The organism is Azospirillum sp. TSO22-1, from assembly GCF_003116015.1.
Taxonomy (GTDB): Bacteria; Pseudomonadota; Alphaproteobacteria; order Azospirillales; family Azospirillaceae; genus Azospirillum.
In genome coordinates, this window is the sequence record NZ_LGQZ01000044.1 from 64,059 (window position 1) to 89,703 (window position 25,645).

Sequence of the window (25,645 nt, forward strand, 5' to 3'; positions counted from 1 at the left end):
TATCCTCAACGGCCCTTGCGGGCTTACTTCACCACGTACGGCAGGAGCGCCAGGAACCGGGCGCGCTTGATGGCGCGGGCCAGCTCACGCTGCTTCTTCGTGGAGACCGCGGTGATGCGGCTCGGCACGATCTTGCCGCGCTCCGAGATGAAGCGGGACAGGAGCTTGACGTCCTTGTAGTCGATCGCCGGGGCGTTCGCGCCCGAGAACGGGCAGGTCTTGCGGCGGCGGAAGAACGGGCGGCGCGCGCCGCCACCCGAACGCGGGGCGGCGCCCGTGGTCTGCTTGTCGCTCATCAGGCGATCTCCCCTTCAGCGGCCGGAGCCTGCTCGGAACGGCGGGGCGGGCGGGGCCCGCGGTCATCGAAGCGGCGCGGGCCGCGGTCGCCGCGGTCACCACGCTCGCCGCGCTCGCCGCGGCTCTGCATCATCGCGGACGGGTTGGCGTCCAGCGCATCGACGCGCACGGTCATGTACCGCAGCACGTCCTCGTTGATGCTCATGTTGCGCTCCATCTCGAGCACGGCGGCGGCCGGCGAGTCGAGATTGAAGAGCACGTAATGGCCCTTGCGGTTCTTCTTGATCTTGTAGGTGAGCGTCTTCAGGCCCCAGTGCTCGGTCTTGGTGACCTGGCCGCCGTTGTCACGGATGATCTGGGCGAACTGCTCGGCGAGAGCCTCGGCCTGGGCGGCCGAGATGTCCTGGCGTGCGATCAGCACGCTTTCGTACAAAGCCATATGACTCCCCATGGCTGTTCATGGTCCGGCGCTGCTTCCGTCTCCACCCTGGAGTCGGGCCAGCCGCCCGGGCCTAGCCGACGCGCATCGCACGCCGGCAAGGAGTTATGAAGCGCGGCAGTATGCACATCCCGGCGCGCGGAGCAAGCGGAGATGCGCATCCACGTTCAGGATATCGAAAGTATTACCGGGACGGGGACGAGTCCACTAGGATGCCGCCGCCTCACGCCCCACCGGTACCGTGCCTATGCCCACCGAACTGACCATCGTCGTCCCCACCCTGAACGAGGCGGGCAACATCGTCGCCCTCGCCGATGCGCTGGAGCGCGCGCTTCAGGGCGTGGCGTGGGACGTCATCTTCGTCGATGACGATTCGACCGACGGCACCGGCGAGGTGCTGCGCGCCCTGTCGCAGCAGCGCCCACACGTCCGCTATCTGCGCCGCGTCGGCCGGCGCGGCCTGTCGTCGGCGTGCATCGAGGGCATGCTGGCCACCCCGGCACCGGTGATCGCGGTGATGGACGCCGATCTGCAGCACGACGAGACCCTGCTGCCGGAGATGCTGCGCCGCCTGCGCGAAAGGCACCTCGACATCGTCGTCGCCAGCCGCTTCGCCGAGGGGGGCAGCGCGCAGGGCCTGTCCTCGGCGTCGCGCGAGCGGATGAGCCGGCTCGGCAACCGGCTGTGCCGCATGGTGATGAAGGCGGACGTGTCCGACCCGCTCAGCGGCTTCTTCATGCTGCGGCGCGAGCTGGTGGACGAGGTGGTGCATTCCCTGTCCGGCAAGGGGTTCAAGATCCTGCTGGACATCTTCGCCTCGGCGCGCCGGCCGCTGGCGTTCGACGAGGTGGGGATGGTGTTCCGCCAGCGCCACGCCGGCGACAGCAAGCTCGACACCCTCATCATCCTGGAGTTCGCCATCCTGCTGGCCGACAAGGCGGTGGGGAAGGTGGTGCCGATCCGATTCGTGCTGTTCGTCATGGTCGGGCTGCTCGGCATGGCGCTGCACCTGCTGCTGCTCAGCGCCTTCTTCCGCGGCGCCGCCATGCCGTTCCTGCCGGCGCAGACGCTGGCGACGGCGGGGGCGATGCTGGTGAACTTCACGCTCGACAACCGCTTCACCTACCGCGACCGGCGCCTGAAGGGGCGGGAGTTCCTGCGCGGGCTGGCGCTGTTCTTCGTGGCGTGCAGCATCGGCGCGCTGGTGAACTTCCAGATGGCCGAGTTCCTCTACCAGGGCGGCACGCCCTGGCCGATCGCCGGGCTGCTCGGCGCCGTCATCGGCGCGGTGTGGAACTTCGGCGTCAACTCCACGGTGACCTGGCGCCGCAAGGGGCCGGACGCGCTGAGCGCCTGACGTGATGGCCCGCGACGACAGCCGGCCGCTGGCGGCGTTCCTGGCGCTGGTGGCGGCGGTGAAGCTGCTGGTCATCCTGGCCGCCGGCCCCGGCGTGAGCCCGGACACCGGCGGCTATCTGGAGTTCGCCGACGCGATCCTGAAGGGCTGGGACGCGGTGACGACGGTCCCCTGGGGTACCGACACCGGCCTGCCGTCGCTGGTGTTCCGCACCGCCGGCTACCCGCTGCTGCTGGCGGGCGCCAAGCTGCTGGCCGGCGCACACTATCAGTATGTGGTCGCCGCCGTGCAGTCGGCGCTGACGCTGCTGTCCATGCTGATGATCTTCCGCGTTTCCCGCGCCCTGCTGGCCTCGGACGCGGCGGCGTGGTTCGTCGGCGTCTTCTACCTGTTCTCGCAGTCGCTGCTGTACGACGTCGAGATCCTCAGCGACAGCCTGTACGCCACGCTGTTCAACGTCGTCCTGTTCGGTACGCTGGGCGGGCTGACCGGCGTATGGCGGCTGGGGGGCGGCCGGATGGCGCTGTTCGGCCTGCTCTGGGGCTATTCGATCCTGGTGCGGGAGAACGGGCTGTACTTCACCGTGCTGCCGGTGCTCCTGCTGGCCTGCGGCGGGCGGCGGGCGGCCCTGCTGATCCCGGTGTTCCTGGCGGCGGTGGCGGCCGTGCTGGCGCCCTACCTGCTGTGGAACTGGCACCGCACCGGCGAGGCGTTCATCAGCGTCGCCGGCGCCGCCAACTGGCTGCGGCCGGGCTTCCACATGCTGCGCTTCGGCTACGCCAATCCGTTCGACGGCGACGACCCGGTGTCGCAGCTGGTGCGCCAGGGCATGCCGGATTACGAGTTCGGCGCGCAGGTCACGATTCTCGAAGCGCTGCAGCGCCAGCTCGGCCTGACGCCGACTCGGCTGCAGTCCTACCTGTTCGGGCGCTTCGTGGCGACGGTGAGCGAACACCCGGTCGCCTACCTGAAGATGGTGCTGACGCAGCTGCGGCCGTTCAGCCTGGGCTCGGTGCTGACCGATCCCGCCTTCACCCTCAACGAGTTCTTCCAGTACGGCCCGGTGCTCGGCCAGCGCGTGCTGCCCGGCGTATCGCTGAAGGGCGCGGTGGCAGTCTTCCGGGATTTTTCGCTGGGCGGAATGGCCGGGCTCCTGCTGGCGACGGCGGGCGTCGTGGTCTCCACCGTGCTGTTCCTCGTCTTCGCCCTGGGTGTGCCGTGGTGGTCGGTGCGCGTCCTGCGCGGACGGGCTCCGGCGGACGCGCGGTTCGGCGCGGCGCTGTTCGGCTGGGTAACCTTCTTCACGGTCGTCGGCGCGTTTTGCTTGGTGCATTTCGAAATGCGGCACGCGCTGCCGGCCATCCCCTTGGCACTGTTGGGCATGGCGGCGGTTATTCGGGAGGGAAGGGCGAAGCCAAGCATCGCTTGACTTGGCGTTTGGCGCGGGTATGACTGTCGCCCACTTCCCGGCGGGCGCATTCGGCGTACCGCCTCAGCACACGGGTTTTTGCAGACATGACCAGGGCGTTCGTCTTTCCGGGGCAGGGCAGCCAGGCCGTTGGCATGGGCCGTGAGCTGGCCGAAGCGTTCGAAGTCGCCCGCCTCACCTTCGAAGAGGTCGATGACGCGCTGGAGCAGCGCCTGTCCCGCCTGATGTTCGAAGGCCCCGAGGCCGACCTGACGCTCACCGAGAACGCCCAGCCGGCCTTGATGGCGGTCAGCCTCGCGGTGCTGCGCGTGCTCCAGCAGCAGGGCGGCGTCGATCTGCGCACGCACGCCACCTTCGTCGCGGGCCATTCGCTGGGCGAGTATTCGGCGCTGTGCGCCGCCGGCGCCTTCTCGCTGCCCGACACGGCGCGCCTGCTGAAGCTGCGCGGCCAGTCCATGCAGAAGGCGGTGCCGGTCGGCAAAGGCGCCATGGCGGCGCTGCTCGGCGCCGACCTGGAGCAGGCGCAGGCGATCGCCGCCGACGCCGCCCAGGGCGAGGTGTGCGCCGTCGCCAACGACAACGCGGCCGGCCAGGTCGTCATCTCCGGCGCCACCGAGGCCATCGACCGCGCCATCGCCCTGGCCGCTGAGCGCGGACTGAAGCGCTCGGTCCGCCTGCCGGTGAGTGCACCCTTCCATTGCCCCCTGATGCAGCCGGCCGCCGACGCCATGGCGGAGGCGCTGGAGACGGTCACCATCAACACGCCCGCCGTGCCGGTGGTGGCGAACGTCACCGCGTCCGCGGTCAGCGACCCGGCGGAGATCCGCCGCCTGCTGGTCGAGCAGGTGACCGGCATGGTGCGCTGGCGCGAGAGCGTCCTCTACATGAAGGGCCAGGGCGTGGACTCGCTGGTCGAGCTGGGCGCCGGCAAGGTGCTGGCCGGCCTCGCCAAGCGCATCGACAAGGAGGTCGGCGCGGTGTCCGTGGGCGCCCCGGCCGACGTCGAGGCCTTCCTCAAGACCCTGTGAGGCATCCCATGTTCGATCTGACGGGCAAGTGCGCCCTGGTCACCGGCGCGTCCGGCGGCATCGGCGCCGCCATAGCCAAGGCGCTGCACGCGCAGGGCGCCACCGTGGCGCTGTCCGGCACCCGCGTCGAGGCGCTGGAAAAGGTCGCGGCGGAACTCGGCGGCGAACGCGTGCTGGTCACCCCGGGCAACCTGTCCGACGCGGCGGCCACCGAGCAGCTGGCCAAGGACGCCGAAGCCGCCCTGGGCGGCCGCATCGACATCCTGGTCAACAACGCCGGCCTGACCCGCGACCAATTGGCGCTGCGCATGAAGGACGACGACTGGGCGCAGGTGCTGGACGTCAACCTGACGGCCGCCTTCCGCCTGTCGCGCGCCGTGCTGCGCGGCATGATGAAGCGCCGCTGGGGCCGCATCGTCGGCATCACCTCCATCGTCGGCGTGACCGGCAACCCGGGGCAGGCGAACTACGCCGCCTCGAAGGCCGGCATGATCGGCATGTCCAAGGCGCTGGCGGCCGAGGTCGCCTCGCGCAACATCACCGTCAACTGCGTGGCGCCGGGGTTCATCACCACCGCGATGACCCACGCGCTGAACGACGACCAGAAGCAGAAGCTTCTGGGAGGGATTCCGGCCGGCCGCATGGGCGAGCCGTCGGAAATCGCCGCCGGGGTCGTGTACCTGGCGAGCGAGGAGGCCGCCTACATCACCGGCCAGACGCTGCACATCAACGGCGGCATGGCCATGATCTGATCGATCATCTGGGCGGGTTCGTCCGGCCGTGACGCAGGCCCCCAGGGGCGCTGGTCAAGGCGGACGAAATGTGTTATCGGACGGGGCTTTTCACGGCAGGACGGCACGCCGCGGCGTGGTGCGGACCTCCGAATTGCCCAAACGGTTTCAAGGATTTTGGAAGGTCGAACATGAGTGACATCGCCGAGCGCGTGAAGAAGATCGTTGTGGACCACCTCGGGGTCGAAGAGGCGAAGGTGACGGAGAACGCCTCCTTCATCGACGACCTCGGCGCCGACAGCCTCGACACCGTCGAGCTGGTCATGGCCTTCGAGGAGGAGTTCGGGTGCGAGATCCCGGACGACGCCGCCGAGAAGATCCTGACGGTCAAGGACGCCATCGACTTCATCAAGGCGAACGCCGCCGCCTGATAAGGCGCGGTTCCGACAGGACCAAACGAAGGCAGCCAGGCTTCGCACGGGCGTGCGGCCTGGCCGTCTGAGTTTCCAGAGATACAGATCTCACGAGATCGCAAGAAAGGTCAGGGAAGTCCCATGAGACGTGTCGTCGTTACCGGCCTCGGTCTGGTCACGCCGCTCGGCGTCGGTCACCGCCACAACTGGGAACGGTTGATCGCCGGCGAATCGGGCATCCGTGGGATCACGGCCTTCGACGCTTCCGACCTTGCCTCGAAGATCGCCGGCACGATCCCGCGCGGCACCGGCGACGGCGAGTTCAACGCCGACGCCGCGGTCCCGCCGAAGGACCAGCGCAAGATGGATGACTTCATCCTCTACGCGATCGGCGCCGCCACCGAGGCGGTCAAGGATTCCGGCTGGGTGCCGCAGACCGACGAGGAGCGCGAGCGCACCGGCGTCATGATCGGCTCCGGCATCGGCGGCCTGCCCGGCATCGCCGAGGGCGCGGTGACCCTGCACGAGAAGGGCCCGCGACGCATCTCCCCGTTCTTCATCCCGGCCTGCCTGATCAACCTGGCCTCCGGCCACGTGTCGATCCAGCACGGCTTCAAGGGCCCGAACCACGCGGTGGTCACCGCCTGCTCGACCGGCGCGCACGCCATCGGCGACGCCGCCCGTCTGATCATGTGGGACGACGCCGACGTGATGGTCGCCGGCGGCACCGAAGCGGCGGTCAGCCGCCTGGGCGTGGGCGGCTTCGCCGCCATGCGCGCGCTGTCCACCAACTTCAACGACACGCCCGAGAAGGCCTCGCGCCCCTACGACAAGGACCGCGACGGCTTCGTCATCGGCGAGGGCGCCGGCGTGGTGGTGCTGGAGGAGCTGGAGCACGCGAAGAAGCGCGGCGCCACCATCTACGCCGAGGTCATCGGCTACGGCCTGTCGGGCGACGCCTACCACATCTCGGCCCCGGCCGAGGACGGCAACGGCGGCTTCCGCTCGATGCGCATGGCGCTCAAGCGCGCCGGCCTGTCGCCGGACCAGATCGACTACGTCAACGCGCACGGCACCTCGACGCCGCTGGGCGACGAGATCGAGCTGGGCGCGGTGAAGCGCCTGTTCGGGTCGGCCATGGACACGGTCGCCATGTCCTCCACCAAGTCGGCCATCGGCCACCTGCTGGGGGCCGCGGGTGCGGTCGAGGCGATCTACTCGATCAAGGCGATCAACCACTCCATCGTGCCGCCGACGCTCAACCTCGAGAACCCGTCGGAGAGCTGCCTCGGCGTCAACCTGGTGCCGAAGCAGGCGCAGGAGCGCCGCGTGCGCGCCGCTCTGTCCAACTCCTTCGGCTTCGGCGGCACCAACGCCTCCCTGGTCTTCAAGGAGTTCGCGTAAGGAGTTCGCCATGGGCTGGGGCCTTCGGGCAGCGGCCGGGGCGCTCGCCGTCGCCACGCTCTTGGGCGGAGCGACCCTGTGGGGGGCCATGCGCCTGGTGGCGCCGGGCCCCCTCACCGAATCCACCACCGTCGTCATTCCCCGCGGCAGCGGGCTGGAAGCCGTGGCGATCACGCTGGGCGACGCCGGCGTGGTCGAGTCGCCGCTGCTGTTCGCCTTTGGCGCGCGGCTGAGCGGGGCGGGGCGCGAGTTGAAGGCCGGCGAGTACGCCTTCGCCCCCGGCGTCAGCATCGACGACGTGCTGGAGCAGATGCGGCGCGGCAAGACCGTCGTGCACCGCCTGACCGTGCCCGAGGGGCTGACCTCCGCGCAGATCCTCGGGCTGCTGGAGAAGGAGCCGGTGCTGACCGGCAGCGTGCCGCAGCGCCCGAAGGACGGCAGCCTGCTGCCCGAGACCTACAACTTCTCCTACGGCGACAGCCGCGAGCAGCTGGTCGAGCGCATGCAGCGCGGCATGACCCAGGTGCTGGCCGAGGCGTGGAAGGGCCGCGACAAGGACCTGCCCTACAAGTCGCCGGAGGACGCGCTGACCATGGCCTCCATCGTCGAGAAGGAGACCGGCGTCGCGGCGGAGCGGGCGAAGGTGGCGGGGGTCTACGTCAACCGGCTGGAGACCGCGATGCGGCTGCAGTCCGACCCGACGGTGATCTACGCGCTGACCGACGGCGCGGGGGAACTGGGGCGGGCGCTGACGCGGAACGACCTGCGCGTCGAGTCGCCGTACAACACCTACGTGGTGGCCGGGCTGCCGCCGGGGCCGATCGCTAACCCCGGCAAGGCCTCGATCCTCGCGGCGCTGAAGCCGGAGCGGCACGAGTACCTGTATTTCGTCGCCGACGGCACGGGCGGGCACGCCTTTGCCAAGACGCTGCCGGACCACAACCGCAACGTCGCCCGCTGGCGCGACGCGCAGCGCCGGCAGAGCGCCGAACAGCCGCCCGTCTCCAACGATTGACGGCCAACAATTGAATTGATGGGCGTCAAACCTGCGACCTTCGGAATCTTGCCTTGCGGTGCGGGAGGCTGCACCATCGCCCGGTCAGCGCACAGCCCCGGAGGAACGATGAGCCAGGACGTCGAGCATCGGATTCGTGAACGCGCCTACCAGATCTGGCAGGACAAGGGTTGCCCCGACGGCAGCGACCACGAACACTGGTTCCTGGCGGAGCAGGAGGTCGCGGCTGCGGCGCCCCCGAAGAGCAACGGCAAGAAGCCGGCGGTGAAGAAGGCTGCCCCCGCGAAGGCGGCCCCCACGAAGACAGCCGGCGCCGGCGAGGCCCCGAAGCCTGCCGCCGAGCGCAAGCCCCGCGCGCGCAAGGCGGCGGTCACGGCCTGACCCGGTCGGCAGGTTTTTTTGGCGCCATCCCCGCGCGACGGCGCGGGGATCAGGCGGCGTTCGACACCGAGACGACTCCGGCCATGGCGCCGTAGGACTTGCGCGCGGCGCGCAACTTCTCCAGCGACTCCTGGAGGCTCTCCTCGGCGAAGCCGGGGGGAAGCTGGTTCAGCTCCTTCTGGGTCATCTCGATGAAGGCGTCCAGCAGGCGGGCGTGAATGCGGCAGGCCTTGCGGACTTCCTCGGCGACCATCGGTGAAGCGGCCATTTCCAGAGCTCCTGTTCGCGGGTTTCATTAAAATGCGCGAGTACATTGGCGCTCCGCGCGGTTAACAAACCCTTTAAAGGCTCTGACGCCCGAAGTAATCTTTGGGGGTAATCCGTTTTAAATGCTTCATAACGGCCGCCTGTGTTAGGGATTGGACATTCGAATGTGGTGGGTGCTGCAACGAATGCGGGGATTGCTTCAGTGTATTCAATGAGTGTGGCGCGGATTGGGTGGTTTTTTGGGTTTGTTCTTTTATTTATTGCTGGTTAGTCTTTTCGATGTGGGGGCTCTGCGTTCCGCAAATACTTCTCTATCCGTCATCCCCGCGAAGGCGGGGATCCATAATTGCCAAAACGAGTGGCTGTGGAAGGTATGGATCCCCGCCTTCGCGGGGATGACGTCAAGAAGAGTGACGAAACGGGGAGCGGGGGGGCGCGCGCCCTCAGCCCGTCCCCCGCCGCAGCTCGCGCTCCAGGTTCAGCTCCGCCCGGCCGCCGTGCAGGCGGGCGCGGTAGACCAGCAGGCCCTCCATCACGCGCTGCACGTAGTTGCGCGTCTCGTAGATCGGGATCATCTCGACCCAGTCCACCACGTCCACGCCCTCGGCGCGCGGGTCGCCGTAGACGTTCAGCCACTGGCTGACCCGGCCCGGCCCGGCGTTGTACGAGGCCACCGCCAGCACGTAGGAGCCGCCGTAGCGCTCGATCATCTCGCTGATGTAGGCGGAGCCGAGGCGGATGTTGTACTGCGGGTCGGTGATCAGCTTGGCGTGCTGGTGCTTCTTGATGCCCAGCTTGTTGGCCACCAGCTGCGCCGTGCCCGGCATCAGCTGCATCAGCCCGCGCGCCCCGGCCGACGACACGATGGCGGGGTTGAAGGTGCTTTCCTGGCGGATCAGCGCGTGCACCAGCGCCGGCTCCGGCGACGGGTTGTCGGCGCGGATCACCGGATAGCCGGCCTCCACCAGATAGATCTCGTTCTGCGCCGCGTCCTTGGCCGCGGCGACGGCGAGGTCGGGGCGGCCAAGCTCGCGCGCCAGCCTGGCGGCCAGCGCGTAGTGCTCCGGCTCCTTCGACTGCAGGCTGATGCGGCGCAGGAAGGAGGCGAGGCGCTCGTCGTCGCGGCCCTCGATCTCGGCCAGCACACGGGCGGCGCGGACCACCTCGCGGCGCTCGAAGGCGGCGGTCTCGGCGGTGTCCACCTTGGGTTCGGAGGGCAGCCGCACCTGCGCGTGCGCATCCAGCTTCTGCGCGGCGAGCTGGCCGTAGTAGGTGGTGCCGTAGGGGGCAGCCTTGCCGTACCAGTCGCGCGCCTCCTCGCGCTTGCCCATCGCCTCGGCGGCGCGGGCCGACCAGTAGGCGCCGCGCGACCGGCTGATCGGCGCCGTGACCGACTTGTGGAGCCGCTGGAAGTGCGCGAACCCCTCCTGCGGCATGTTCAGCTGGCGCAGCGCCAGGAAGCCGGCCAGGAACTCGGCCTCGGCGAACGGCGTGCCGTCGCGCAGCCCGTGCCCCTTGGCCAGCGTGTAGGCGAGCTTCATCTCGCCCCGCTCCATGGCGCGGCGGGTGAGGATGTGGCGCTCGGTCCACCACAGCGCCGGCCGGCCGAGGCGGTCGGGCTGGTTGCGCAGGATCTCCAGCGCGCCGTCGTCGTCCTGGCGCTTGCGGCGGTAGCGCAGCCGCTCGTACAGCAGGCCCGGATCCTCGCGCAGCGACTCCGGCACGCGGGCCACCGCCGCGTCGACGTTGCGGTCCTCCTGGAACAGGCCGATGCGCGCCTCGATCAGCGCGTCCCAGCCGGCGTCCAGCAGCGGCAGCATGCGCTTGGCCGGCGCCTCCTGGTGCTCCCACAGCAGGCGGTCGGCGCGGGCGGCGTGGTCCTGCGGGCGCAGCAGGTCCTTGTAGCGGAACAGGAAATCCTGCTCCTCGCCGTTGTTGAAGTTGGTTTCGGCCCAGCGCTGGCGGACGAGGCCCAGCGCCTTCTCGCGCTCGCCGGTCAGCAGCAGCGTGTCGGCGTAGCGCATGAAGCCGTCGTTGCTCTGCGGCGGGTACTGGCGGAACCAGTTGGTAATCTCGCTGGGGCTCAGCTCGGCGTTGGCCATCGCCGCCTCGGCCGCCTTGCGCAGCCCGATCTGGCCGGGCCAGTCGGCGTTCTCGCGGATGAAGGCCGCGATCTCGTCGAAGCTGCCGCCCATGGGGGCCTGCAGCTTCAGCCAGCGGATGATCTTGGCGGGCAGGCGGTCCTTGGCCGGGGCGGCGATGCGCAGGGCGTCGTCGTGGCGGTCCTCGTCCACCGCCTTGAACGCCTGCTTGTAGAGGGCGAGGTCGCCGTCGCCCAGCGTCCGCGCCGCCGCCGGCACCGCCAGGAACAGCAGGGATGCGCACAGCGCCGCCATCAGGCCCCGGGCGCACTTGCGGGGCACGGAACGGGCCGCTAAGGTGCGCGACGCTTTTTTGGTCGTAGGGAGGTGGCCGCCATGTTTCACGGATCGATCGTTGCGCTCTTGACCCCGTTCAAGAACGGCAAAGTCGACGAGGCCGCTTTCCAGTCCTTCGTCGAATGGCAGGTCGCCGAGGGCACGCACGCCCTGGTCCCCTGCGGCACCACCGGCGAGTCGCCGACGCTCAGCCACGAGGAGCACGACCGGGTGGTCGAGCTGTGCATCGAGGCGACGGGCGGCAAGGTTCCGGTCATCGCCGGCACCGGCTCGAACTCGACCGACGAGGCGATCCGCCTCACCCAGCACGCGAAGAAGGCCGGCGCGCAGGCCGCCCTGGTGGTCACGCCGTACTACAACAAGCCGTCGCAAGAGGGTCTCTACCAGCATTTCAAAGCGATCCATGATCAGGCGGACTTGCCGATCATCATCTACAACATTCCGGGCCGCAGTGTCGTGGACATGTCTGTGGCGACGATGGCGCGGCTGGCCAAGCTGCCCAACATCGTCGGCGTCAAGGACGCCACCGCCGACCTCGCCCGCCCGCTGCGCACCCGCGTGGCGATCGGGCCGGAGTTCTGCCAGCTGTCCGGCGAGGACGCGACGGTGACGGCGTTCCTGGCGCAGGGCGGCGTGGGCTGCATCTCGGTGACCGCCAACGTGGCGCCGCGCCTGTGCGCTGAGCTGCACAACGCATGGCGCCGCGGCGATTACGCCACGGTGGAGCGCATCCGCGACCAGCTGATGCCGTTGCACGACGCGATGTTCGTCGAGACCTCGCCGGCCCCGGTGAAGTACGCCGCCAGCCTGCTCGGCAAGTGCACGCCGGACGTGCGGCTGCCGCTGGTCCCGGCCTCCGACGCCGCCCGCGAGGCGGTGCGCGAGGCGATGACGAAAGCCGGCGTTCTCTGAACGCCGGTGTCCTAGGAGGCTGATGTGGCTGCCCGCGAGGAGGCGCGCAAGTACGCGGCGCAGAACCGCCGTGCCCGCTTCGACTACTTCATCGACGACACGCTCGAGGCCGGCATCATGCTGACTGGCACCGAGGTGAAGTCCCTGCGCACGGGCAAGGCGAGCATCAACGAGTCCTACGCCGGGATCTCGAAGGGCGAGCTGTTCCTGTTCAACGCCCACATCCCGGAGTATTTGCAGGCCGGCCGCTGGCTCCAGCACGAGATCCGGCGGCCGCGCAAGCTGCTGCTGCACAAGCGCGAGCTGGCGAAGCTGATGATGGCGCTGAAGACCAAGGGCGCCACCATCATTCCCATGTCGGTCTACTTCAACGACCGCGGCATCGCCAAGGTCCAGCTCGGCCTCGCCACCGGCAAGAAGCAGGTGGACAAGCGCCAGTCGGAGAAGGAACGCTCCTGGCAGCGCGACAAGGCCCGCCTGATGCGGGACAAGGGGTGAGCAAGCGCCTCGCCCAACGCGCCGACTCCCGCGAGACGGAGATCGCCGCGGTCGCCGCCGACGCCCTGGAGGGCCGCGTTCCCGCCGGTTCCCTGGTGTGCGGCGACCCCGACGGCGTCGTCGAGGCGGCGCTCGGCGGGCCGGTGTGGAACCGCTATGCGTACGACGGCCGTCCGGCGCAGCCCTGGCCGCCGGAAGGGGCGTTCCCTGGCGCCGTGCTGCGTCAGCCGCGCGGCTGGGGTGCCTTTGCCATGACGCTGCACGCGCTGGCGGCCCGGCTGCCGGAGGGCGCGCCGCTGTGGATCTACGGCGGCAACGACGAGGGCGTGACCTCGATCCCCAAGCGCTTGGAGGGCCTGTTCGGCGAGCCGGAGACCCTGGCGATCAAGCGCCGCGCCCGCGTGCTGGAGCTGCGCCGCACCGGCGCTCCCGCGCGTGGTGGTCTTGAGGACTGGCGCGAAGTGGTGAGCGTCGGTGACGCCGAGTTGGTGTCCTATCCGGGGCTGTTCGCGCACGGCCGGCTCGATCCTGGGACGGAACTGCTGCTCGGCGCGCTGCCGAAGATCTACGCGGACCAGTCGGTGCTCGACTTCGGCTGCGGGGCGGGGGTGATCGCGCACACGGTGCGCCGGCGCGTGCCGGAGGGGCGGCTGACGCTGCTCGACATGGACAGCGTGGCGCTGCATGCGGCTCGCCAGAACGTGCCGGACGCCGCGCACGTGCTGAGCGACGGCTGGTCGGCGGTGCCGGCGAAGCGCGACTTCGACCTGATCCTCAGCAACCCGCCGCTGCACCGCGGCAAGGAAGAGGACTTCGGAGCCCTTGAGGCGCTGGTGCGCGGGGCGAAGGACCGGCTGAAGCCGCGCGGCGCGTTGATCGCCGTCGTGCAGCGTTCGGCCGGCGTGGGGAAGCTGTTCGCGTCCGTGCTCAAGAACGTCGAGGCGCTGGCGGAGACGCCGCAGTATCAGGTGTGGCGCGGCGGGGTGTGATTCCTCTTTTCGTCATGGCCGGGCTTGTCCCGGCCATGACGAAAGAATGAGGAAGGTCGCGCCCCCTCACGTCGCCTGACAGTTCCGGATCATCTCCGGGTTCCCGGCGTACCGCTGCGCGCAGCCCTGCTCCAGCGCCTGCTGGCTGCGGTTCTCGCCCGCGACGCACGCGTTGTACGTCTCGAAGTCCCGCCCGTGCAGCGCCCGGCAGCCCTGCCGCAGGGCCAGACGTTGCCCCTGGGTCAGCCTCGGCCACGCCACCACGTCGGATGAGCCGGACGGCGTCGCGGCGGGGGCTGGGCCGGCGGAGCCGGACGTGCCCGGCGAACCCGCGCATCCCACCAGGACAAGGGCGACCGTCGCCCAGAGGGTCGGTGTTCTCATAACAATCGTTCCCTCCCAGCGAAATTTCCGCGCACTATCGCGGGAATCGCGCCGGGAGGGAGTCCGGGCATCGGGTTTACGACGCCTGGACCTCAGCCCTGCTTCAACAGGCGGGCGGCGTCCAGCGCGGCATAGGTCAGAATGGCGTCGGTGCCGGCGCGCTTGAACGACAGCAGAGTCTCCATCAGCGCCGCGTCATAGTTCAGCCAGCCGTTCAGCGCCGCCGCCTTGAGCATCGCGTACTCGCCCGACACGTGGTAGGCGAAGGTCGGTACCGCAAAGGTCTGCTTCACCCGCTGGATGATGTCGAGGTAGGGCAGGCCCGGCTTCACCATCACCATGTCCGCGCCCTCCTGGAGGTCGAGCGCCACCTCGCGCAGCGCCTCGTCGGTGTTGGCGGGGTCCATCTGGTAGGTGCGCTTGTCGCCCTTCAGAAAGCCGCCGGAGTTCACCGCGTCGCGGAACGGGCCGTAGTAGGCCGAGGCGTACTTGGCGGCGTAGGAGCAGATGCGCACCCACTGCTCGCCGTGCGCGTCCAGCCGGTCGCGCAGCATGCCGATGCGGCCGTCCATCATGTCCGACGGGGCGACGATGTCGACGCCGGCGTCGGCTTGGCTGACCGCCTGCCGGGCCAGCACCTCGACCGTCTCGTCGTTGAGGATCATGCCGTCCTCCATCAGCCCGTCGTGCCCGTGGCTGGTGTAGGGGTCGAGCGCCACGTCGCCGAGGATGCCGATGTCCGGCACCTGCGCCTTGATGGCGCGGATGGCGGTGTTCATCAGGTTCTCGGGGTTGTAGGCCTCGGCGGCGTCCTCGGACTTCTTCTCGCGCGGCACCACCGGGAACAGCGCGATGCAGGGGATGCCCAGGTCGCGGGCGCCGGCCACCGCCTCGGTCAGCAGGTCGAGGGTCATCCGCTCGACGCCGGGCATGGAGGCGACGGCCTCGCGGCGGTTCTGCCCCTCGATGACGAACACCGGCCAGATCAGATCATCGGTGGACAGCCGGTTCTCCGCCACCAGACGGCGGGTCCAGCCATCGTAACGGTTGCGGCGCATGCGGATGCGCGGGAAGGCGCCGGGGGAGCGGACGGTGTGGCTGGTCATCTCGGGACAACTGGCTAGGGGCGGGGAAGCGGCGATGTTACGCCCGTTTCCTGGGCAATCTCAAGGCGACGGCGTCATCATTTCCGGGTGGATGCCCGAATCGCGCTCCTGCAGCACCCAGCGGTGCCCGCTGCGGGCGTAGGTCGAGGCGGCGGCATGGACGAATCCCCCGCCGCCCCAGGCGCGCACCTCCAGCGTCACGCGCGGCGCGTCGATGGCGATGAGGTTGTAGGCATTGGCCTCGTCCCGGGTGCGCGTCGAGGTCGCGGTGGAGGCCTGCGCCACCAGGATCGAGCGCGCCACCTCCGTGTGGAAGGTCGCCAGATCCCCGGAATAGGCCTTGTGCAGGTGCCCGGCCAGCAGCAGGTCGACGCCCGCGTCCTCCAACGCCGGCAGCGCCAGCCGGTGCCGGTCGACCAGCCGCGTCTCCGGCGCGCCGGGCGGCGGCAGGAACGGGTGATGGGTGAACAGCACCTTGAAGACGTGCTCAGGCAGTTCCTTGAACACCTCGCACACCCGGCTGATCTGCGCCTTGTTGATGCGCCCGTGCGAGAAGTCGAGGATCACCGAGCGTGCGGTGTTCAGCCCCAGCACCGCGATCTCCGCGTCGACGTGGAACGGGCTGAGATCGCGGCTGATGAAGCGCTTGTAGTTGCGCAGCGGGTCGATGAAGCGGTGGAAGACGTTGTAGACCGGGATGTCGTGGTTGCCCGGCACCACCAGATAGGGGAAGGGCAGGCGCTCCAGGAAAGCGCGCGCCTCCTTGAAGTGGCGGACCTTCGCCCGCTGCACCAGATCGCCGGAGATCACCACGAGGTCCGGCCTGTTCACGATCAGATCGGCCAGCAGCCCCTCGACCACCGCCGGATCGATGCGGCCGAAATGCAGGTCGGAGATGTGGGCCAGCGTCCTCATGTCGTCATCTTTCCGGGGGGGCTTTCGGAACCAGCATGCGCAGGCCGCCGGCCCGCATCCGGTAGACCAGCGGCGGCGTGAAGCGGCGCACCTCGCCGTCGTTGGCGACGCGCAGGTGGCGACGCCGGCTGTGCACGGTCAGCGTGGCGGCGCTCAGCGTCTCCAGGTCGCCGTCCGACTGCCACGAACCGGTGCTCATGCGGGCGATCAACCGCAGCAGGCCCCAGGTGTCGCGGTGGCGCGCCAGATAGACGCCGAACTGGCCCGACTCCAGCGTCGTGCGCCGCAACACCGGCCCATAGCCCTCGGCGTAGGGGTTGTTGGACACCGCCAGAACCGGCGTGCGCACCCGGCGCGCCCCCTGGCCCAGGTCGATGTAGACGTCCAGCACCGGGAAGTCGCGCAGCGCCTTCGCCACCGCCAGCGCCATGGCCGGCCACTTGCGCAGGCCGAAGCGGTGCTGGTGCGCGTCGCGCTCCTGGATGATGCGCGGGTAGAGGCCGAGGACGGAGGCGTTGAGGAACACCTCGCCGTTCACCTCGCCGACGTCGATGGGGCGGAGGTCGCCGGCGGCCACGGCGTGCACGGCGTCCGGCCAATCCATCGGCGTGTTCAGGTCGCGCGCCAGCAGGTTCATGGTGCCCAGCGGCAGCACGCCCAGCGCCTTGCCGGCCTTCATCGCGGCGTTGGCGCCGGTGAGGATCGTGCCGTCGCCGCCGCCGACCACCAGCACCTCGGCGTCGGACTCCGCGGCGCGCCGCACCGCCTCGCCGCAGCCGGCGGCCTGCGTCGCCACCACCTCGACCTCGGCGCCGTTCCGCTGGAAGGCCTGCCGCACGGCGTCCGTCGCCCGCTCGATGGGCATGCCCATCAGGGTGCCGGCGGATTGGTTGAGGACGACGGCGACCTTCATCGTGCGGGCATCTCCGAAAGTGGGGCAGGGGCGGAACGGGCGTCGCGCTCGGCTGGTTCCCGGCCAATGCGGGCAGACCCGATTTGACAGGGCCGCCGCACCCTCTAAGATCGTTGAAAACCGAATGAACCCACCAGCGGGAGGATAACCGTGCAGTTCGAGTTGAGCGAGGACCAGCGTGCCTTCCAGGACGTCGCGCGGAATTTCGCACGGGAACGCATGGCACCATACGCTGCCGAATGGGACGAATCGTCGATCTTTCCGGTGGAGGCGCTGCGCGGCGCGGCCGAACTCGGCTTCGGCGGCATCTACTGCGGGGAGGAGCACGGCGGCTCGGCGCTCGGCCGGCTCGACGCCTCGCTGATCTTCGAGGAACTGGCGGCGGCCTGCCCGTCCACCGCGGCCTACATCTCCATCCACAACATGGCGGCGTGGATGATCGATCGCTTCGGCGACGCCGACCAGCGCGCCCGCTTCCTGCCGAAGCTGATGACCATGGAGCACTTCGCCTCCTACTGCCTGACCGAGCCGAGCGCCGGGTCGGACGCCGCAAGCCTGCGCACCCGCGCGGTGCGCGACGGCGACCACTACGTGCTGAACGGCGAGAAGGCGTTCATCTCCGGCGGCGGCGCCTCGGACGTCTACGTCTGCATGGTGCGCACCGGTGCCGCGGGGCCGAAGGGCATCTCCTGCATCGTGGTGGAGAAGGGCACGCCGGGCCTGACGTTCGGCAAGAAGGAAAAGAAGATGGGCTGGAACAGCCAGCCCACCGCCGCCGTGATCTTCGAGGACTGCCGCGTGCCCGTAGCCAACCGCATCGGCGCGGAGGGCGACGGTTTCGCGATCGCCATGAAGGGGCTGGACGGCGGGCGGCTGAACATCGCGTCCTGCTCGCTGGGCGGGGCACGCTTCTGCCTGGAGCAGGCGCGCGACTACATGAAGATGCGCAAGCAGTTCGGCAAGGCGCTGGCCGAGTTCCAGGCGCTGCAGTTCCGCCTCGCCGACATGGCGATCGAGCTGGACGCCGCCCGCCTGATGGTGCACCGCGCCGCGGCGTCGCTGGACGCCGGGCACCCGGAGGCGACGCAGCACTGCGCCATGGCCAAGCGCTTCGCCACCGACGCCGGCTTCACGGTCGCCAACGAGGCGCTGCAGCTGCACGGCGGCTACGGCTACATCAAGGAGTACCCGATCGAGCGCATCGTGCGCGACCTGCGGGTCCACCAGATCCTCGAAGGCACCAACGAGATCATGCGCCTGATCGTCGCCCGCCGCGTGCTGGCGGACTGACGCTGTCTTTTACACCGTCATCCCCGCGAAAGCGGGGATCCAGGGGACTGAGCGACGCCACGCCCCTGCAAGGTTCTCTGGATTCCCGCTTTCGCGGGAATGACGGATTGGGGACGTGCCTGAAACAACCATAACCGCGCGACAACGGAACCAAACGCCACCATGACCGACGCCGAAATCCTGTTCGACCGCAAGGGCTCGCTGGGCCTCGTCACGCTCAACCGGCCGAAGGCGCTGAACGCGCTGACGCTGGACATGATCCGCCTGTTCGACCCGCAGCTGCGCGCCTGGGCCGCCGACCCTGCGGTCAAGGCGGTGGTCGTCCGCGGCGCCGGGGACAAGGCGTTCTGCGCGGGCGGCGATGTGATGAAGCTCTACCTCGCCGGCAAGGACGACCCGAAGGGCCGCGGCGAGATCCCGATCATCCGCGAGTTCTTCTGGGACGAGTACATCCTGAACCGCCTGATCAAGCGCTACCCGAAGCCGTACGTCGCGCTGATGGACGGCGTGACCATGGGCGGCGGCGTCGGCATCTCGGAGCCCGCCTCGCACCGCGTCGGCACCGAGCGTACGCTGTACGCCATGCCGGAGACGGCCATCGGCATCTTCCCCGACGTCGGCGGCACCTATTATCTGGCGCGCCAGCCCGGCCAGATCGGCATGTACCTGGGCCTGACCGGCGACCGCCTGAAGGCGGCCGACATGCTGTACGCCGAGGCCATCGACGCGTACGTGCCGAGCGCGAAGCTGGACGCGCTGGTCGAGGATCTCGCGCGGACGGACGGCGCGCACGACTCCGTCTCCGCCGCCATCGCCGCGCACGCCGAATCGCCGGGCGAGCCGCCGCTGGCCGCGCACCGCGCCGCCATCGACCGCTGCTTCGGCCACGACCGGGTGGAGGACATCCTGGCCTCCCTCGCCGCCGAAGGCACGGAGTGGGCGGGTGCCGTCAAGGCGACGCTGGAGAAGATGGCGCCGGTCAGCCTGAAGGTGACGCTGGCCGCCATCCGCCGCGCCGCCACGATGGACTTCGAGGACGCCATGATTCAGGAGTACCGGCTCGCCCAGTCGATGCTCGGCGACGATAACTTCTACGAGGGCATCCGCGCGGTGCTGGTCGACAAGGACCGCAACCCGCGCTGGACGCCGGCCCGCGTCGAGGAGGTGTCGGACGAGGAGGTCGAGCGGCACTTCCGCGCACCCGCGCACGGCGACCTGCGCTTTACGAACTGAGATTTCTCTATCGGGATCGAGGGCACTTTCCGCGGGCTTTTCCGTTACTAGCGGAGAATCCCCGCGGGACTTGTCTCAAACCCGGCGGTTGGCACCGTCCCCAAGAATGGGACAAGAACGGCTTCAGGGGAGGAAACCATGGCGAACGTTGCATTCATCGGGTTGGGGAACATGGGCGGCCCGATGGCCGCCAATCTGGTCAAGGCCGGGCACCGCGTGGCCGGATTCGACATGATGGCCGAGAACCTGGACAAGGCGAAGGCGGCCGGCGTCACCGTGGCGGTGAGCGCCGCCGAGGCGGCCAGGGATGCCGAGGTGGTGGTGACCATGCTGCCGGCCGGCCAGCACGTCCGCGACGTCTACACCGGCTCCGGCGGCGTCATGGCCGCGGTGGGCAAGGGAGCGCTGCTGATCGACTGCTCGACCGTGGACGTCGAGAGCGCCCGCGCCGTCGCCAAGGCGGCGGACGAGGCCGGGCTCGACATGGTCGACGCGCCGGTGTCCGGCGGCGTGGGCGGCGCCACGGGCGGCACGCTGACCTTCATGGTCGGCGGCGGCGACGCGGCGTTCCAGCGGGCCGAGCCGATTCTCCAGGCCATGGGCAAGACGATCGTGCACGCCGGCGCCAGCGGGACGGGGCAGGCTGCCAAAATTTGTAACAATATGATTCTTGGCATTTCGATGATTGCCGTGTCCGAGGCGTTCGTGCTGGCGAAGTCGCTCGGACTCGACGCGCAGAAGCTCTTCGACATCGCCTCCAAGTCGTCGGGGCAGTGCTGGTCGATGACGAGCTATTGTCCGGTGCCCGGTCCAGTACCGACGTCACCGGCGAATCGGGACTATCAGGCCGGCTTTACGGCGGCGATGATGCTCAAGGACCTGCGGCTGGCCCAGCAGGCCGCCTCGCAAAGTGGTGCCGCGACTCCGCTCGGCGCGGAAGCGGCTTCGCTCTACGCACTTTTCTGCAACGGTGGGCGGTCCGGTGTGGACTTTTCGGGCATTATTAAGATGATTGCCGGCGAATGATCGGTTAATCTGCTCTTAAGGTGCCCGGAGCGGCCCCGGCGGGGACCGTCTACAGGTACGAGGCAAAGGAGACCGCGGTGCGCAAACCCTACTACGAGAGCATCCTCTTGATCGAAAGGCTCCACCGCCACTTTCTCGAGGTGCTGAAGACGGAGCTGGATCGCCTGGGCATCCAGGACATCAACAACGTCCAGAGCCTGATCCTCTACAACATCGGCGAGGACGAGATGACGGTGGGCGAGTTGACGGCCCGCGGTTACTACCTCGGCTCGAACGTGTCGTACAACGTGAAGAAGATGGTCGAGAACGGCTATCTCGGGCAGGAGCGCTCGCCGCACGACCGCCGCTCGGTGCGGGTGCGCCTGTCGGAGAAGGGCCTCGATCTGCGCGAAAAGATCAGCCGCATGTTCGAGCGGCATCTGACCGCGCTGGAAAAGGCCGGCTTCTCGGACGAGGAACTGACCAAGGCCAACGAGACGCTGCGCAAGCTGGAGCGCTTCTGGTCGGCCTCGCTGGACTACAGCGGCTTTCCGCTGACCTCGGCCGCCTGACGCGCATCACGGTTCCAGGTCCCCGCCCCGTTCCGGTGGCCCGCGGCGCTTGACGGCGTGCGGGCCGCCCGCGTGTGCAGCGTGATCGTACGTACAGAACAGAAAAGGCTGCCCCGTGGGATGTCCATGGGGCGGCCTTTTCCGATTCTGCGGCAAGCCGCCGCCGGGGGGACGAAAATTAGGGCTTTCCAAATACCCTTTCTGTAGCAAATTATCGCTACATAGAACAAAGCCGCTGCCGGCCCTGCGTGCCACGCGCGGGTGGGCCAGTCGGGGAAAAGGGGAGGGACATGCCGGGAGACGTGATCCTGGAAACGCGCGGCCTCACCAAGGAGTTTCGCGGGTTCCTGGCCGTGCGGGACGTGAACCTGCAAGTGCGCCGCGGTACCATCCACGCGCTGATCGGCCCCAACGGGGCCGGCAAGACGACCGTCTTCAACCTGCTCACCAAGTTCCTGCCGCCGACCGGCGGCACCATCGTCTACAACGGCCAGGACATCACCGGCACCAAGCCGGCCGACATCGCCCGCATGGGCTTGGTGCGCTCCTTCCAGATCTCGGCAGTGTTCCCGCACCTCAGCGTGCTGGAGAACGTGCGCGTCGCGCTGCAGCGGCCGCTCGGCAACTCCTTCCAGTTCTGGAAGACGGAGCGGGTGCTGGACGACCTGAACGACCGCGCGCTGCAGCTGCTGGAGGACGTCGGCCTGTCCGACTACGCCGAGCACCTTGCGGCGGAGCTGCCCTACGGCCGCAAGCGGGCGCTGGAGATCGCCACCACGCTGGCGCTGGAGCCGGAGATGCTGCTGCTCGACGAGCCGATGGCCGGCATGGGGCACGAGGACATCGGGCGAATCGCCGCGCTGGTCCGCCGCGTCTCGGCCGACCGCACCATCCTGATGGTCGAGCACAACCTGTCGGTGGTGGCCGAGCTGTCCGACCGCATCACCGTCCTGGCGCGCGGCGAGATCCTGGCCGAGGGAGCCTATTCCGAGGTCTCGAAGAACCAGCGGGTCATGGAAGCGTACATGGGGACCGGGCATGCCTGAGGCGATGCTGGAGACCCCCATGCTTGAGATCAAGGACCTGCACGCCTACTACGGCGAGTCGCACGTCCTGCACGGTGTCACGCTGTCGATCCCGGCGGGCGAGGTGGTGACGCTGCTGGGGCGCAACGGCGCCGGCAAGACGACGACGCTGCGCTCGATCATGGGCATCGTGCCGCGCGCCGAGGGCTCGATCCGCTTGCAGGGCAAGGAGCTGGTCGGGCTGGCGCCCTTCCGGATCGGCCGGCTCGGCATCGGCTTCGTACCGGAGGAGCGCGGCATCTTCGCCAGCCTCGACGTCGAGGAGAACCTGATGCTGCCGCCGCAGGTGCAGCCGGGCGGCCTGAGCGTCGCGGAGATCTTCGAACTCTTCCCCAACCTCAAGGAACGCCTGCGCAGCCAGGGCACGCGGCTGTCCGGCGGCGAGCAGCAGATGCTGGCCATCGCCCGCATCCTGCGCACCGGGGCGCGGCTGCTGCTGCTCGACGAACCGACCGAGGGGCTGGCGCCGGTCATCATCCAGCAGATCGGCCGGGTGATCCGCACGCTGAAGGAGAAGGGGTTCACCGTCCTGCTGGTGGAGCAGAACTTCCGCTTCGCCGCCACGCTGGCCGACCGCCACTACGTGATGGAGGACGGCCGGGTCGTGGACATGATCCCCAACGACCAGCTCGAAGCCAAGATGGACCAGCTGCACGAGCGGCTGGGCGTTTGACCACAAAGCCAAGAAACACTGGGAGGCTTACACGATGATGGGACGCATTCTTCTGGCCGGCGTGGCCGCCGCGGCGCTGATGGCGGGCACCGCGCAGGCCCAGGGCATCTCCGGCGACAAGGTCAAGATCGGCGTGCTGAACGACCGCTCCGGCCTGTACGCCGACCTGGGCGGCGAGGGCTCGGCCGTCGCCGCGCGCATGGCGGCGGAGGAGTTCGGCAACAAGGTCGCCGGCAAGCCGGTCGAGATCATCACCGCCGACCACCAGAACAAGGCCGACATCGGCTCCAGCATCACCCGCCAGTGGCTCGACACCGACGGCGTCGACGTCATCGTCGATGTGCCGAACTCCGGCGTGGCGCTGGCGGTGCAGGAAATCACCAAGGAAAAGAAAAAGATCTTCCTGATGCTCGGTCCGGCGACCTCGCGCCTGACCGGCGATGCCTGCTCGCCGACCGGATTCCACTGGGCCTACGACACCCGCGCGCTGGCCGTCGGCACCGGCCGCGCCATGGTGAAGGAGGGCGGCGACACCTGGTTCTTCCTCACCGCCGACTACGCCTTCGGCCACCAGCTCGAGGCCGACACCATGGCCGAGGTCAAGACGGCCGGCGGCACCGTGAAGGGCGTGGTGCGCCATCCGCTGAACAGCTCCGACTTCTCGTCCTTCCTGCTGCAGGCGCAGGGCTCCGGCGCCAAGATCGTCGGCCTCGCCAACGCCGGCGGCGACACCATCAACTCGATCAAGCAGGCGGCCGAGTTCGGCATCACCCAGGGCGGCCAGAAGCTCGCCGGGCTGCTGCTGTTCCTCTCCGACGTGCACGCGCTGGGCCTCAACGTCGCGCAGGACCTGGTGCTGACCACCGGCTTCTACTGGGACATGGACGACGAGAAGCGCGCCTGGTCGAAGAAGTACATGGAGAAGACCGGCAAGATGCCGACCATGGTGCAGGCCGGCACCTACTCCGCCGTGCGGCATTACCTGAAGGCCATCGAGGCGGCCGGCACCGACGAGGGCTTGGCCGTCTCCAAGAAGATGAAGGAAACGCCGGTCAACGACATGTTCGCCAAGAACGGCAAGATCCTCGCCAACGGCCGCATGGTGCACGACATGTACCTGGCCCGGGTGAAGAAGCCGGGCGAGTCGAAGGGGCCGTGGGACTACTATCAGATCCTGCGCACCATCCCCGGCGACGAGGCCTTCTTCACGGTGGAACAGAGCGGCTGCAAAGTGACGGGCTAAGGTAAACCGCCCCCTCTCCCGTTGCGGGAGAGGGGGCCAAACAAGAACAAGAAGAAGCAGGGAAAGGGACGCGATGGGGACGGTGTTCGGCATTCCACCGCAGGCGCTGTTCGGACAGTTGCTGCTGGGGCTCATCAACGGCTCGTTCTACGCGCTGCTCAGCCTCGGGCTGGCGGTGATCTTCGGCATGCTGAACGTCATCAATTTCGCGCACGGCGCGCTCTACATGCTGGGCGCGTTCGTCGCGTGGTGGCTGCTGACGACGGTCGGGCTCGGCTACTGGCCGGCTCTGCTGGTGGCGCCGCTGATCGTCGGGGCTTTCGGAATCCTGCTGGAGAAGACGCTGCTCAGCCGGCTCTACAAGCTCGATCACCTCTACGGCCTGCTGCTGACCTTCGGCCTGGCGCTGATCATCGAGGGCATGTTCCGGCACTGGTATGGGTCGAGTGGCATGCCCTATCCGATTCCCGACGCGCTGAAGGGCGGGCAGAACCTCGGCTTCATGTTCCTGCCCAACTACCGCGCCTGGGTGGTGGTGGCATCGCTGGTGGTCTGTCTCGCCACGTGGTTCCTGATCGAGCGCACGCGGCTGGGCGCCTACCTGCGCGCGGCGACGGAGAACCCGGTGCTGGTGCAGGCCTTCGGCATCAACGTGCCTGTCATGATCACGCTGACCTACGGCTTCGGCGTGGCGCTGGCGGGGCTGGCCGGCGTGCTGGCGGCGCCCATCTATCAGGTCAACCCGCTGATGGGCTCCAACCTGATCATCGTGGTGTTCGCGGTCGTGGTGATCGGCGGCATGGGCTCGATCATGGGCGCCATCGTCACCGGATTCGGCCTCGGCCTGTTGGAAGGCATGACCAAGGTCTTCTACCCCGAAGCCTCCAACATCGTCATCTTCGTGGTGATGGCGATCGTACTCCTGCTGAAGCCCGCCGGCCTGTTCGGGCGCGAGAGGTAAGACATGGCGACCGACACCCACACCGCCGCTCGCACTGGCGTCCGTTCCGGGATTCGCACCGACGCCTCGCCGACGCCGTTGATCGCCGCCGCGGTGGTGCTGGCGGTGCTGGTGGCGGCACCGTTCGTGCTGTACCCGGTGTTCCTGATGAAGGTGCTGTGCTTCGCGCTGTTCGCCTGCGCCTTCAACCTGCTGATCGGCTTCGCCGGCCTGCTGAGCTTCGGCCACGCGGCGTTCTTCGGCGGCGCCGCCTACGTCACCGCGCACGCCGCCAAGGTCTGGGGCTTCCCGCCCGAGCTGGCGATCCTGCTCGGCACCGCCTTCGCCGCGGTGCTGGGGCTGCTGTTCGGCTGGGTGGCGATCCGCCGCCAGGGCATCTACTTTGCCATGATCACGCTGGCGCTCAGCCAGATGGTGTTCTTCATGGCGCTGCAGTTGAAGTTCACCGGCGGCGAGGACGGCATCCAGGCGGTGCCGCGCGGCCACCTGCTCGGGTTCATCGACCTCAACCAGCCCTTGAGCATGTACTTCTTCGTGCTGGCGGTGTTCGTCTTCGGCTTCGCGCTGATCTGGCGCACCGTGCACTCGCCGTTCGGGCAGGTGCTGAAGGCGATCCGCGAGAACGAGCCGCGCGCCATCTCGCTGGGCTACCGCACCGACCAGTACA

28 protein-coding genes are annotated in these 25,645 nt (G+C 68.8%); 20 read left to right on the top strand and 8 right to left on the bottom strand.

Features of this window, described 5'->3' with window-relative positions:
* Window positions 1–23: 23 nt before the first annotated feature.
* On the bottom strand, window positions 24–296 hold the full coding sequence (rpsR, locus tag TSO221_RS13190) for a 30S ribosomal protein S18 (protein ID WP_109118960.1): 273 nt from the start codon (window positions 294–296) through the stop codon (window positions 24–26).
* Window positions 296–736: a 30S ribosomal protein S6 gene (rpsF, locus tag TSO221_RS13195; RefSeq protein ID WP_109118961.1), complete on the bottom strand. Its 441-nt coding sequence runs from the start codon at window positions 734–736 to the stop codon at window positions 296–298. The genes rpsR and rpsF overlap by 1 nt, the downstream gene beginning before the upstream one ends.
* 247 nt (window positions 737–983) lie before the next feature.
* Between rpsF and TSO221_RS13200 the strand changes: the two genes are divergently transcribed.
* The 8 genes from TSO221_RS13200 (at window position 984) to TSO221_RS13235 (ending at window position 8,494) form a co-directional block, all read left to right on the top strand.
* On the top strand, window positions 984–2,093 hold the full coding sequence (locus tag TSO221_RS13200) for a glycosyltransferase family 2 protein (RefSeq protein ID WP_109118962.1): 1,110 nt from the start codon (window positions 984–986) through the stop codon (window positions 2,091–2,093).
* A 1-nt stretch (window position 2,094) separates the two neighbouring features.
* Window positions 2,095–3,522: a hypothetical protein gene (locus TSO221_RS13205; RefSeq protein WP_146208791.1), complete on the top strand. Its 1,428-nt coding sequence runs from the start codon at window positions 2,095–2,097 to the stop codon at window positions 3,520–3,522.
* 86 nt (window positions 3,523–3,608) lie between these two features.
* On the top strand, window positions 3,609–4,550 hold the full coding sequence (gene fabD, locus TSO221_RS13210) for an ACP S-malonyltransferase (RefSeq protein WP_109118964.1): 942 nt from the start codon (window positions 3,609–3,611) through the stop codon (window positions 4,548–4,550).
* 8 nt (window positions 4,551–4,558) lie between these two features.
* On the top strand, window positions 4,559–5,302 hold the full coding sequence (gene fabG, locus TSO221_RS13215; protein WP_109118965.1) for a 3-oxoacyl-[acyl-carrier-protein] reductase: 744 nt from the start codon (window positions 4,559–4,561) through the stop codon (window positions 5,300–5,302).
* 170 nt (window positions 5,303–5,472) lie between these two features.
* Window positions 5,473–5,712 carry an acyl carrier protein gene (locus tag TSO221_RS13220; RefSeq protein ID WP_109118966.1) on the top strand — a complete coding sequence of 80 codons (240 nt, stop codon included), beginning with the start codon at window positions 5,473–5,475 and terminating at the stop codon, window positions 5,710–5,712.
* 123 nt (window positions 5,713–5,835) lie between these two features.
* Entirely contained in the window at window positions 5,836–7,098 is a 1,263-nt protein-coding gene (gene fabF / locus TSO221_RS13225) for a beta-ketoacyl-ACP synthase II (RefSeq protein WP_109118967.1), read from the top strand.
* Between the two features lie 10 nt (window positions 7,099–7,108).
* Window positions 7,109–8,113, top strand: a complete 1,005-nt coding sequence (gene mltG / locus TSO221_RS13230; RefSeq protein ID WP_109118968.1) for an endolytic transglycosylase MltG — start codon at window positions 7,109–7,111, stop codon at window positions 8,111–8,113.
* A gap of 108 nt (window positions 8,114–8,221) precedes the next feature.
* Window positions 8,222–8,494: a DUF2934 domain-containing protein gene (locus TSO221_RS13235; RefSeq protein WP_109118969.1), complete on the top strand. Its 273-nt coding sequence runs from the start codon at window positions 8,222–8,224 to the stop codon at window positions 8,492–8,494.
* 49 nt (window positions 8,495–8,543) lie between these two features.
* Here TSO221_RS13235 and TSO221_RS13240 read toward each other — a convergent pair whose 3' ends face one another.
* The gene (locus TSO221_RS13240; RefSeq protein ID WP_109118970.1) at window positions 8,544–8,762 is read right to left on the bottom strand and encodes a hypothetical protein; all 219 of its coding nucleotides are present in this window, start codon (window positions 8,760–8,762) and stop codon (window positions 8,544–8,546) included.
* Window positions 8,763–9,204: 442 nt separating this feature from the next.
* A complete protein-coding gene (locus TSO221_RS13245; RefSeq protein ID WP_247878032.1) occupies window positions 9,205–11,184 on the bottom strand; it encodes a lytic transglycosylase domain-containing protein in 1,980 nt (659 codons plus the stop codon).
* 54 nt (window positions 11,185–11,238) lie between these two features.
* Here TSO221_RS13245 and dapA point away from each other — a divergent pair, with 54 nt between their 5' ends.
* From dapA to TSO221_RS13260, 3 genes are read left to right on the top strand one after another with little or no spacing between them, the layout of a single operon-like run.
* Window positions 11,239–12,111 (top strand): 4-hydroxy-tetrahydrodipicolinate synthase, encoded by an 873-nt coding sequence (gene dapA, locus TSO221_RS13250; RefSeq protein WP_109118972.1) that lies wholly within the window; start codon window positions 11,239–11,241, stop codon window positions 12,109–12,111.
* Window positions 12,112–12,135: 24 nt separating this feature from the next.
* Window positions 12,136–12,609 carry an SsrA-binding protein SmpB gene (gene smpB / locus TSO221_RS13255; protein WP_109118973.1) on the top strand — a complete coding sequence of 158 codons (474 nt, stop codon included), beginning with the start codon at window positions 12,136–12,138 and terminating at the stop codon, window positions 12,607–12,609.
* Window positions 12,606–13,598 carry a methyltransferase gene (locus TSO221_RS13260; protein ID WP_109118974.1) on the top strand — a complete coding sequence of 331 codons (993 nt, stop codon included), beginning with the start codon at window positions 12,606–12,608 and terminating at the stop codon, window positions 13,596–13,598. Before smpB ends, TSO221_RS13260 begins: the two co-directional genes overlap by 4 nt.
* Before the next feature lie 66 nt (window positions 13,599–13,664).
* Here the strand turns inward: TSO221_RS13260 and TSO221_RS13265 are convergent, their stop codons facing one another.
* The 4 genes from TSO221_RS13265 to TSO221_RS13280 all read right to left on the bottom strand — a co-directional run bounded on the left by TSO221_RS13265 (window position 13,665) and on the right by TSO221_RS13280 (window position 16,916).
* On the bottom strand, window positions 13,665–13,982 hold the full coding sequence (locus TSO221_RS13265; RefSeq protein ID WP_109118975.1) for a hypothetical protein: 318 nt from the start codon (window positions 13,980–13,982) through the stop codon (window positions 13,665–13,667).
* Window positions 13,983–14,074: 92 nt separating this feature from the next.
* Window positions 14,075–15,088, bottom strand: coding sequence for a porphobilinogen synthase (hemB, locus tag TSO221_RS13270; RefSeq protein WP_109118976.1), 1,014 nt, complete (start codon window positions 15,086–15,088; stop codon window positions 14,075–14,077).
* Window positions 15,089–15,148: 60 nt separating this feature from the next.
* Window positions 15,149–16,003: a metallophosphoesterase gene (locus tag TSO221_RS13275; protein ID WP_109118977.1), complete on the bottom strand. Its 855-nt coding sequence runs from the start codon at window positions 16,001–16,003 to the stop codon at window positions 15,149–15,151.
* Between the two features lie 4 nt (window positions 16,004–16,007).
* Window positions 16,008–16,916: a diacylglycerol kinase family protein gene (locus TSO221_RS13280; RefSeq protein ID WP_109118978.1), complete on the bottom strand. Its 909-nt coding sequence runs from the start codon at window positions 16,914–16,916 to the stop codon at window positions 16,008–16,010.
* A 150-nt stretch (window positions 16,917–17,066) separates the two neighbouring features.
* Here TSO221_RS13280 and TSO221_RS13285 point away from each other — a divergent pair, with 150 nt between their 5' ends.
* The 9 genes from TSO221_RS13285 to TSO221_RS13325 all read left to right on the top strand — a co-directional run.
* Window positions 17,067–18,206 carry an isobutyryl-CoA dehydrogenase gene (locus TSO221_RS13285; protein WP_109118979.1) on the top strand — a complete coding sequence of 380 codons (1,140 nt, stop codon included), beginning with the start codon at window positions 17,067–17,069 and terminating at the stop codon, window positions 18,204–18,206.
* Window positions 18,207–18,368: 162 nt separating this feature from the next.
* Window positions 18,369–19,439, top strand: coding sequence for an enoyl-CoA hydratase/isomerase family protein (locus tag TSO221_RS13290; protein WP_109118980.1), 1,071 nt, complete (start codon window positions 18,369–18,371; stop codon window positions 19,437–19,439).
* Between the two features lie 138 nt (window positions 19,440–19,577).
* Window positions 19,578–20,465 carry a 3-hydroxyisobutyrate dehydrogenase gene (gene mmsB / locus TSO221_RS13295; RefSeq protein WP_109118981.1) on the top strand — a complete coding sequence of 296 codons (888 nt, stop codon included), beginning with the start codon at window positions 19,578–19,580 and terminating at the stop codon, window positions 20,463–20,465.
* A gap of 77 nt (window positions 20,466–20,542) precedes the next feature.
* Window positions 20,543–21,016 carry a MarR family winged helix-turn-helix transcriptional regulator gene (locus TSO221_RS13300; protein ID WP_109118982.1) on the top strand — a complete coding sequence of 158 codons (474 nt, stop codon included), beginning with the start codon at window positions 20,543–20,545 and terminating at the stop codon, window positions 21,014–21,016.
* A 290-nt stretch (window positions 21,017–21,306) separates the two neighbouring features.
* A complete protein-coding gene (locus tag TSO221_RS13305; RefSeq protein ID WP_109118983.1) occupies window positions 21,307–22,062 on the top strand; it encodes an ABC transporter ATP-binding protein in 756 nt (251 codons plus the stop codon).
* Window positions 22,063–22,081: 19 nt separating this feature from the next.
* Entirely contained in the window at window positions 22,082–22,774 is a 693-nt protein-coding gene (locus TSO221_RS13310; protein WP_199229469.1) for an ABC transporter ATP-binding protein, read from the top strand.
* Between the two features lie 34 nt (window positions 22,775–22,808).
* The gene (locus TSO221_RS13315; RefSeq protein WP_109118985.1) at window positions 22,809–24,017 is read left to right on the top strand and encodes an ABC transporter substrate-binding protein; all 1,209 of its coding nucleotides are present in this window, start codon (window positions 22,809–22,811) and stop codon (window positions 24,015–24,017) included.
* A gap of 73 nt (window positions 24,018–24,090) precedes the next feature.
* Window positions 24,091–24,978 (top strand): branched-chain amino acid ABC transporter permease, encoded by an 888-nt coding sequence (locus TSO221_RS13320; RefSeq protein WP_109118986.1) that lies wholly within the window; start codon window positions 24,091–24,093, stop codon window positions 24,976–24,978.
* A gap of 3 nt (window positions 24,979–24,981) precedes the next feature.
* The coding region (locus TSO221_RS13325) for a branched-chain amino acid ABC transporter permease (RefSeq protein ID WP_109118987.1) at window positions 24,982–25,645 on the top strand (664 nt) is incomplete at its 3' end.